This is a genomic window from Treponema endosymbiont of Eucomonympha sp. (assembly GCF_001028545.1).
Genome location: NZ_BBPW01000190.1, coordinates 1 through 1,146 on the forward strand (window position 1 = coordinate 1; position 1,146 = coordinate 1,146).

3 protein-coding genes are annotated in these 1,146 nt (G+C 60.5%); all 3 read right to left on the reverse strand.

Annotated features, from left to right (window positions below; translation table 11 throughout):
- Positions 1–95: 95 nt before the first annotated feature.
- The gene (locus AWU74_RS05835; protein ID WP_059370864.1) at positions 96–449 is read right to left on the reverse strand and encodes a hypothetical protein; all 354 of its coding nucleotides are present in this window, start codon (positions 447–449) and stop codon (positions 96–98) included.
- Complete coding sequence (locus tag AWU74_RS05840; RefSeq protein ID WP_187150881.1) at positions 413–892, reverse strand: hypothetical protein; 480 nt, start codon at positions 890–892, stop codon at positions 413–415. The genes AWU74_RS05835 and AWU74_RS05840 overlap by 37 nt, the downstream gene beginning before the upstream one ends.
- A 59-nt stretch (positions 893–951) precedes the next feature.
- The coding region (locus AWU74_RS05845; RefSeq protein ID WP_162504909.1) for an S-adenosylmethionine:tRNA ribosyltransferase-isomerase at positions 952–1,146 on the reverse strand (195 nt) is incomplete at its 5' end.

Sequence of the window (1,146 nt, forward strand, 5' to 3'; positions counted from 1 at the left end):
ACCTTACCCGCGCGCGGCGCGGGTAACGCCGCTCACTGGTTATAGGCAAACCACGAAATGTTGCTCGCGTCCGCCTTCCGGCTTGCCACGCGACATTATACGCAGTTAAAGGCGAACCACCGAATGCCTCTCGCGTCCGCAATAAGGTAGGGGGACTCGCCACCTTCACGTTTCTCTATAACAGAAACGCCCGCCGCCGTCAAAGCCTCTGCGGTTTTGGCGCAGGTCTCCTCCTCCCTGCTTGAGAATATGAACAGGATTGCCGGCGCGTCCCGCTCTTTCTGTGCTTTCTGGACTTCGGGATTCTCTCGGATAAAATCGCGGTCTTTAAGCGAATTGGTAAAGTTTCCGTGCGCGGGCGCATAATGCAGGAAACACGTGTTTTTGACGTTTAGCCGCATTCCGCTCTTCGTTAGAATGTCCGTTTCGTCGTTGTTGACGTCGTCCATATACCCGCCGCCTCATTCCCGACGCCGTGCAGCAGCCTCGTGTCGAAGCGCGCCCAGCAGTACTTGCGGAGGTTGCTGGTGCGGTACACCTCCGTCCCGATTCCCACCCATGCGAGCCGCCGCTCCCAGTCGTTAATATCGCTCTGAAAGTATTCGTAAATCGTCGTCTTGCCGCCCGGCTCCGAACTGTACCCGTCGCAGTCCCCGCCCGCGTGCGCGTAGTTCTTGAAGTAGAAGTCGTAATACCCGTCATTGTACTTGGCGTCCGGGGCTCTGCGCTCCGCGTCCACCGCCGCATTCCGCGCGCCCGGCGCCGGTTCCTGTCGGCAGGCGACAAACGCGCCCGTCCCAGCGCCCAAGACACCCGCCGTTACGGCGGCGGTCAAAAGCCTTCTCGCAGCGTTCACCTTTTCCCTCCGGTACATTCGATATGGATAAAACACGCCCCGCGCTTTGTCAAGAGGTTTTGGGGCAAAAGCGGCGGGGGAACGAGCGGCGCGGGTCAGGCGGGCGAAGGCGCGTCTATCAGCATGGCGTCGCCGTAAGAAAAGAAGCGGTATTTGTGCGCTATCGCCTCGCCGTATGCCCGCATGATTCGCTCCTTCCCCGCAAACGCGCACGCGAGCATGAGGAGCGTCGATTCCGGCGGGTGAAAGTTCGTGAACAGCAGGTCGGCGGCGCGGAAGCGGTAGCCGGG

What these genes read in the sequence shown, in the direction of transcription:
- AWU74_RS05835 (WP_059370864.1), bottom strand. Translation starts at nt 449, where the DNA reads ATGGACGACGTCAACAACGACGAAACGGACATTCTAACGAAGAGCGGA.